7 protein-coding genes are annotated in these 7,108 nt (G+C 49.1%); all 7 read left to right on the top strand.

The window, feature by feature from the left end; genetic code table 11:
- A partial coding sequence (locus EJE48_RS12620; RefSeq protein ID WP_243108015.1) for an amidohydrolase family protein occupies positions 1 to 464 on the top strand: 464 nt, incomplete at its 5' end.
- Complete coding sequence (locus EJE48_RS12615) at positions 461 to 796, top strand: amidohydrolase family protein (RefSeq protein ID WP_243108014.1); 336 nt, start codon at positions 461 to 463, stop codon at positions 794 to 796. The genes EJE48_RS12620 and EJE48_RS12615, both read left to right, overlap by 4 nt.
- A 134-nt stretch (positions 797 to 930) precedes the next feature.
- Positions 931 to 4,104 carry a carbamoyl-phosphate synthase large subunit gene (gene carB / locus EJE48_RS09590; protein WP_118578786.1) on the top strand — a complete coding sequence of 1,058 codons (3,174 nt, stop codon included), beginning with the start codon at positions 931 to 933 and terminating at the stop codon, positions 4,102 to 4,104.
- A gap of 12 nt (positions 4,105 to 4,116) precedes the next feature.
- Positions 4,117 to 4,851, top strand: a complete 735-nt coding sequence (locus tag EJE48_RS09585) for a dihydroorotate dehydrogenase electron transfer subunit (protein WP_207667385.1) — start codon at positions 4,117 to 4,119, stop codon at positions 4,849 to 4,851.
- Positions 4,845 to 5,759, top strand: a complete 915-nt coding sequence (locus EJE48_RS09580; RefSeq protein WP_118578788.1) for a dihydroorotate dehydrogenase — start codon at positions 4,845 to 4,847, stop codon at positions 5,757 to 5,759. Before EJE48_RS09585 ends, EJE48_RS09580 begins: the two co-directional genes overlap by 7 nt.
- On the top strand, positions 5,756 to 6,472 hold the full coding sequence (gene pyrF, locus EJE48_RS09575) for an orotidine-5'-phosphate decarboxylase (protein WP_118578790.1): 717 nt from the start codon (positions 5,756 to 5,758) through the stop codon (positions 6,470 to 6,472). The genes EJE48_RS09580 and pyrF overlap by 4 nt, the downstream gene beginning before the upstream one ends.
- Positions 6,469 to 7,107, top strand: a complete 639-nt coding sequence (pyrE, locus tag EJE48_RS09570) for an orotate phosphoribosyltransferase (RefSeq protein WP_016408504.1) — start codon at positions 6,469 to 6,471, stop codon at positions 7,105 to 7,107. The genes pyrF and pyrE overlap by 4 nt, the downstream gene beginning before the upstream one ends.
- Position 7,108: the final 1 nt, after the last annotated feature.

Here is a 7,108-nt window from a genome sequence, read left to right as displayed (position 1 = left end):
TCTGCGCCTTTTCTGATGATGGGCGTGGTGTGCAAAATGATGAAATCATGCGTGAAGCAATGAAAAAAATCAGCACTTACAACAAAATTGTTGCCGCGCACTGCGAGGATAATTCCCTGCTTGCGGGCGGCTATATTCATAAGGGCGAATATGCAAAGGCACATGGGCATCGGGGTATCTGCTCCGAAAGCGAATGGAAGCAGATTGAGAGAGATTTGCAGCTGGTAAAGGAAACCGGCGTGAAATACCATGTCTGCCACATCTCCACAAAGGAAAGCGTGGCACTCATCCGCAAGGCAAGGGCAGAGGGGTTGGATGTGACCTGCGAAACCGCGCCGCATTATCTGACCATGAATGATTCCATGCTGCAGGAGGACGGACGCTTTAAAATGAACCCCCCCATCCGCAGCGAGGAGGACAGAGAAGCACTGATTGCCGGTATTCTCGACGGCACGTATTATTGATTGCGACAGACCACGCTCCCCACTCCGCAGAGGAAAAGAGCAGAGGTCTGGAAAAGAGCCTGATGGGTGTAGTCGGTCTGGAAACTGCCTTCCCCATTCTGTATACCAAGCTGGTGAAAACAGGCGTACTTTCTCTGGAAAAGCTCATCGAGTTGATGCACACCAATCCCAGAAACCGCTTCTGTGTCGGCACACCTCTGGAAGAAGGACAGCCTGCAAGCCTGACGGTTTACGATTTGGATAAGGAATACACCATCAACCCAGATGACTTCCTGAGCATGGGCAGAGCAACGCCCTTCGCAGGAGAAAAGGTTTTGGTGCCTGCAGGCTGACAATGTATCACGGCAGCATTGCATGGAAGGATGAAACACTGTAAAATAGAAACAGATAGAAATAGCTATATAAATGAAATAGCTATATAATAGGTATAAACAGGTAAAAAGAACATGAGGAGGAACAAAACATTATGCCAAAGAGAACAGACTTAAAGAAAATTCTGATTATCGGCTCCGGCCCCATTGTAATCGGTCAAGCAGCAGAGTTTGACTATGCCGGCACGCAGGCGTGTCTGGCTTTGAAGGAAGAGGGCTTTGAGGTTGTATTAGTTAATTCTAACCCCGCAACCATCATGACAGATACCACCATTGCGGATAAGGTTTATATGGAACCTCTGACTCTGGAATATGTTGCAAAAATCCTGCGTTACGAAAGACCTGATGCCATTGTTCCCGGTATCGGCGGACAGACAGGTCTGAATCTGGCAATGCAGCTGGAAAAAAAGGGCATCCTGAAGGAGTGTCAGGTTGAGCTTCTGGGGACTCCTATCGATAGCATCGAACGTGCGGAGGACCGTGAGCTGTTTAAGGAAATGTGCCAATCCATCGGTGAGCCCGTTATCCCCTCTCAGATTACTTATTCCGTAGAAGAAGCCATCGCAGCGGCAAATGAAATCGGTTATCCCGTTGTGCTGCGTCCTGCCTTCACACTGGGCGGCACAGGCGGCGGCTTTGCCAATAACGAAGCTGAACTGGTGGAAATCATGAAGCATGCGCTGAAGCTTTCCCCTGTGCATCAGGTTCTGGTAGAAAAGAGCGTAAAGGGCTATAAGGAAATCGAATTCGAGGTTATGCGTGACGGTACCGACCATGCCATCACCATCTGCGGTATGGAAAACATCGACCCCGTTGGTGTGCATACAGGCGACTCCATCGTTGTAGCACCCATCCTCACACTGAATGACCATGATTTCACCATGCTGCGTGATTCTGCACTGAAAATCATCAAGGAATTGAAAATCGAAGGCGGCTGCAATGTGCAGTTCGCACTGAACCCCAATTCCTCCGAATATTACTTAATCGAGGTAAACCCCCGCGTTTCCCGTTCCTCTGCACTGGCATCCAAGGCAAGCGGCTACCCCATCGCAAGAGTTACCGCAAAAATTGCTGTCGGCATGACATTGGATGAAATCAAGCTGGGCGAAACAACCGCAAACTACGAGCCTGCACTGGATTATATCGTAGCAAAAATGCCCCGCTTCCCCTTCGATAAATTTGCAACTGCCGCAAATACGCTTTCCACACAGATGAAGGCAACCGGCGAGGTTATGGGTATCGGACGTACATTGGAGGAATGTCTGCTGAAATCCATTCGTTCCTTGGAAATCGGCGTTTGCCATCTGTATATGCCGAAATTCGATACCATGTCCAACGAGGATATGCTGAGCTATATTGCAACAAGCCCCGATGACCGCATTTATGCCATCGCACAGCTGATTCGCAATGGCGTTTCTCTGCATGAAATCTTCAAGGCAACCATGATTACGGAATATTTCCTGGAATCCTTCAAGAAGATTGTCGATTACGAAACCACTCTGGCAGAAAATGTCGGCAATAAGGAAATTCTGACAACGGCAAAGAAAATGGGCTTTTCCGACCAGTATATCGCAAAGCTGTGGAAGCAGGATGAGGTTGCAGTTTATAATCTGAGAAAGGAAATGAACCTGTTCCCCGTTTATAAAATGATTGAAACAAGCGGCTGCGGCGGCTACATCCCCTACTTCTACTCCACCTATGAGAAGGAAAACGATTCTCGTATCAGTGATAAGAAGAAAATTATCGTGCTTGGCTCCGGCCCCATCCGTATCGGGCAGGGTGTCGAATTCGACTACTCCACTGTACACGCGGTAACCACCATCAAGAAGTTCGGCTATGAATCCATCATCATCAACAACAACCCCGAAACCGTTTCCACAGACTACACCACAAGTGATAAGCTGTACTTTGAACCTCTGACGGTTGAGGATGTTATGAATGTGGTAGAGCTGGAGCAGCCTCTGGGTGTAATTGCATCCCTCGGCGGGCAGACTGCCATCAACCTTGCAGAGCCTCTGATGAAACGCGGCGTAACCATCATCGGTACAGATGTTGCGGCAATCGAAAAGGCGGAAAACAGAGACTCCTTTGAGCATATCATGACTCAGCTTGGCATCCCTCAGCCCAAGGGACAGGCTGTTACCAATATCGAAGCAGGCGTAAAGGCTGCGGCAGAAATCGGCTATCCTGTTCTGGTTCGCCCCTCCTATGTTCTGGGCGGACGTGCCATGCAGATTGTTGCGGATGAAAATCAGCTGAGAACCTATCTGAAAACAGCTGTAGCGATTAACGAGGATCAGCCTGTTCTGGTTGATAAATATATTCAGGGTAAGGAATTGGAGGTAGACGCTGTTTGTGACGGCTACGATGTATTCGTACCCGGCATCATGGAGCATGTAGAGCGTACCGGTGTTCACTCCGGCGACTCCATCTCCGTATACCCTACCTTCTCCGTATCCAATACGGCAAAGGGCAAAATCCTGGAATACACCAAAAAGCTGGGTCTTGGCATCGGCATCATCGGCCTGTTCAATATCCAGTTTATCGTAGATAAAGAGGATAACGTATATGTTATCGAGGTAAACCCTCGTTCCTCCAGAACGGTTCCCTTCCTTTCCAAAGCAACAGGCTATTCTCTGGCGGATATCGCAACACTGGTTATCCTTGGCAAAACACTGAAGGAACAGGGTATCTTCGGTCTGTATCCCGATGAAAAGCAGAGATGGTATGTAAAGGTTCCCGCCTTCTCCTTCTCCAAGCTGCACGGCATGGATACCTACCTCTCCCCCGAAATGAAATCCACAGGGGAGGCCATCGGCTATGATAATAAGCTGAACAGAGCTCTGTATAAGGCTTTGCAGGCATCCGGCATGAATATCCAGAACTATGGTACGGTTCTGGCTACCATTGCGGATAAGGATAAGGAAGAAGCACTGCCCCTCATTCGCCGTTTCTACGAGCTGGGCTTCAATATCGAAGCTACAAAGGGTACTGCCGATTTCCTGAAGGAACACGGCATTCGCACCAGAACCAGAAAGAAGCTGTCCGATGGCAGTGAGGAAATCTTTGATTCCATCCGTCAGGGCTATGTAAGCTATGTTATTAACACAAGAGATATTCATTCTGCGGCAAGCAACAGCGATGGGCAGGAAATCCGCCAGTGTGCCGTTGAAAATAATGTAACTGTTTTCACAGCACTGGATACTGTTCGTGTGCTTTTGGATGTTCTGGAAGAAACCACTCTGGGTATTTCCACGATTGATGCGTAAGGAGGTTCTCTCTTGAAACAATCTGTTTTTAAAATACAAAGCAATGAAAGGCTGACCGAAAGCGTCTGCAAAATGGTTCTGGCAGGGGATACCTCTGCCATTACCGCCGCAGGTCAGTTTGTGAATATTCAATTAAAAGGCTTTTTTCTGCGCCGCCCCATTTCCGTCTGCGATTATGACGAAAACACACTGACGATTCTTTATAAAATCGTTGGCAAAGGCACAGAGGCCATGAGCAAAATGAAAGCCCCCCATAAGCTGGACATTCTGACAGGATTAGGCAATGGCTACGATACCTCCAAGAGCGGAGACAAGCCCCTGCTGATTGGCGGCGGCGTAGGCGTTCCCCCGATGTATCGTCTAGCGAAAAATCTGCTTGCGGAGGGGAAAAAGCCCATCGTCATTCTCGGCTTTAATACAAAGGACGAAATCTTCTATGCAGAAGAATTTAAAGCACTGGGCGCAGAAGTGCATATCGCAACGGCAGACGGCTCTGTCGGCACAAAGGGCTTCGTTACGGATGTGGTGAAAACCATTCCCGATTACACCTATTTCTATACCTGCGGTCCCGAACCCATGCTGAAAGCCCTTTCCGCTGCCACCAAAACAAGCGGTCAGCTCAGCTTTGAAGAACGCATGGGCTGCGGCTTTGGTGCCTGCATGGGCTGCTCCTGCAAAACAAAATACGGCAATAAGCGCATCTGCAAGGATGGCCCCGTTCTGGTAAAGGAGGAAATTATATGGTAAACACAAAGGTGACACTCAGCGGCATCACGCTGGATAACCCCGTCATTCCTGCCAGCGGTACCTTCGGCTACGGCTATGAATTTGCAGAGCTTTACGATATCAATATTCTCGGTACCTTCTCTTTTAAGGGAACAACAAGGGAGCCGCGCTTTGGCAACCCCACCCCCCGTATCGCAGAATGTACCGCAGGAATGATTAACTCTGTCGGTCTGCAGAACCCCGGCGTAGAGAAGGTTATTTCCGAGGAACTGCCTAAGCTGAAAAAATGCTTTCATAAGCCTGTGATTGCCAATGTCAGCGGCTTTTCCATCGAGGAATACGCAGAAACCTGTGCTTTATTAGATAAGGAACCGCAGGTCGGGATTCTGGAGGTCAATGTATCCTGCCCGAATGTACATCATGGCGGCATGAGCTTTGGCACAGACCCTGCGGCGGCTGCGGCAGTCACTAAGGCAGTCAAGGCAGTTACCTCAAAGCCTGTCTATATCAAGCTGACCCCTAACGTAACCGATATTGTTTCCATTGCAAAGGCGTGCGAGGAAGCCGGTGCAGATGGGATTGCCCTCATCAACACAATGATGGGTATGCGGATTGATTTGAAAACCAAAAAGCCCGTCATTGCCAATAAAATGGGCGGCTTTTCCGGCAGTGCCATCTTCCCCGTTGCTGTTCGCATGGTCTATCAGGTGTCTGAGGCAGTCAACATTCCTGTGATTGGCATGGGCGGCGTTTCCTCTGCGGAGGATGTCATTGAAATGATGCTTGCCGGTGCAACTGCCGTAGAAATCGGTGCGGCAAATCTGGTTGACCCCTTCATCTGCAAAAAAATCATCGAGGATTTGCCTCGTGTTATGGAAAAATACAATATCAAGGATTTAAACGACATCATTGGAGGTGCCCATAAATGAGTAAGGATGTAATCATTGCCTGCGATTTTAACAGCAAGGCAGATTTGATGACATTTTTAGATAAATTTGAAAACGAAGACAGAAAGCCTTTCTTAAAGGTCGGCATGGAGCTGTTCTATGCGGAAGGCCCTGCCATCGTAAAGGAAATCAAGGCAAGAGGACATAAGATTTTCTTGGATCTCAAGCTGCATGATATCCCCAATACCGTAAAAAAAGCCATGGCGGTTCTCTCTGCTCTGGATGTAGATATCTGCAACCTTCATGCGGCAGGTACAGCGGCAATGATGGAAGCAGCTCTGGAAGGCTTGACAAGAGCGGATGGCACACGTCCCCTGCTCATTGCCGTAACACAGCTGACCTCTACCAGCGAGGAACGAATGCAGAAAGACCTTCTGATTGACCGCCCTCTGGATGAGGTTGTTATGCACTATGCAAAAAATGCGAAGGATGCCGGTCTGGACGGCGTTGTTTGCTCCCCTTTGGAGGCAGGCAAGGTAAAAGCGGTCTGCGGCGATGCCTTCCTCACCGTAACCCCCGGCGTACGCTTTGCCGATGGTGAGGTAGGCGATCAGGTGCGTGTGACGACACCTGCAAAGGCAAGAGAACTTGGCTCTGATTACATCGTGGTCGGCAGACCTATCACACAGGCGGCTGACCCCGTTCAGGCATATCACAGATGTATTCGCGAATTTTTAGGAGGAGAAGTAGAATGAATATCAAAGAACAGATTGCAAAAGACCTGCTGTCCATCGGTGCAGTTTTCCTGCGTCCCGAAGACCCCTTCACATGGGCAAGCGGCATCAAAAGCCCCATTTACTGCGATAACAGACTGACACTGACCTCTGTAGAGGTAAGAAATCATGTAGAAAATGCTCTGGCAGAAACCATCAAAAGAGAATACCCCGATGCCGAGGTACTGATGGGTACCTCCACCGCAGGCATTGCCCATGCTGCCATCACAGCACATCTGCTTGACCTGCCCATGGGATATGTTCGCTCCGGCGCAAAGGATCATGGCAGACATAACCAGATTGAAGGCAGACTGGAAAAGGGACAGAAGGTTGTTGTTGTAGAAGACCTGATTTCTACCGCAGGCAGCTGTATCGAGGTTGTAAACGTGCTGCGTGAAGCAGGCGCAGAGGTTCTGGGTGTTGTCAGCATCTTCACCTATGGCCTGCAGAAGGGTCTGGACAGACTGGCAGAAGCAAATGTAAAAAATGTAAGCCTTTCCAATTTTGATGCTGTGGCAGAGGTTGCCGCAAAGGAAGGCTATATCAAGGAATCCGACATCGCACGTCTGCTGAAATTCCGCAGTAACCCGAGCGATGAAAGCTGGAGGGAGATGTAAG

It is taken from the genome of Anaerotignum faecicola, from assembly GCF_003865035.1.
Lineage (GTDB): Bacteria > Bacillota > Clostridia > Lachnospirales > Anaerotignaceae > Anaerotignum_A > Anaerotignum_A faecicola.
Note: the sequence above shows the minus strand (reverse complement) of the source record. Positions and strands in the feature narration are given on the sequence as shown.

Bases quoted from the DNA above. Each gene is read 5' to 3' on its own strand.
- carB (WP_118578786.1), top strand. From the start codon at position 931: ATGCCAAAGAGAACAGACTTAAAGAAAATTCTGATTATCGGCTCCGGC.
- EJE48_RS09580 (WP_118578788.1), top strand. From the start codon at position 4,845: ATGGTAAACACAAAGGTGACACTCAGCGGCATCACGCTGGATAACCCC.
- pyrF (WP_118578790.1), top strand. From the start codon at position 5,756: ATGAGTAAGGATGTAATCATTGCCTGCGATTTTAACAGCAAGGCAGAT.
- pyrE (WP_016408504.1), top strand. From the start codon at position 6,469: ATGAATATCAAAGAACAGATTGCAAAAGACCTGCTGTCCATCGGTGCA.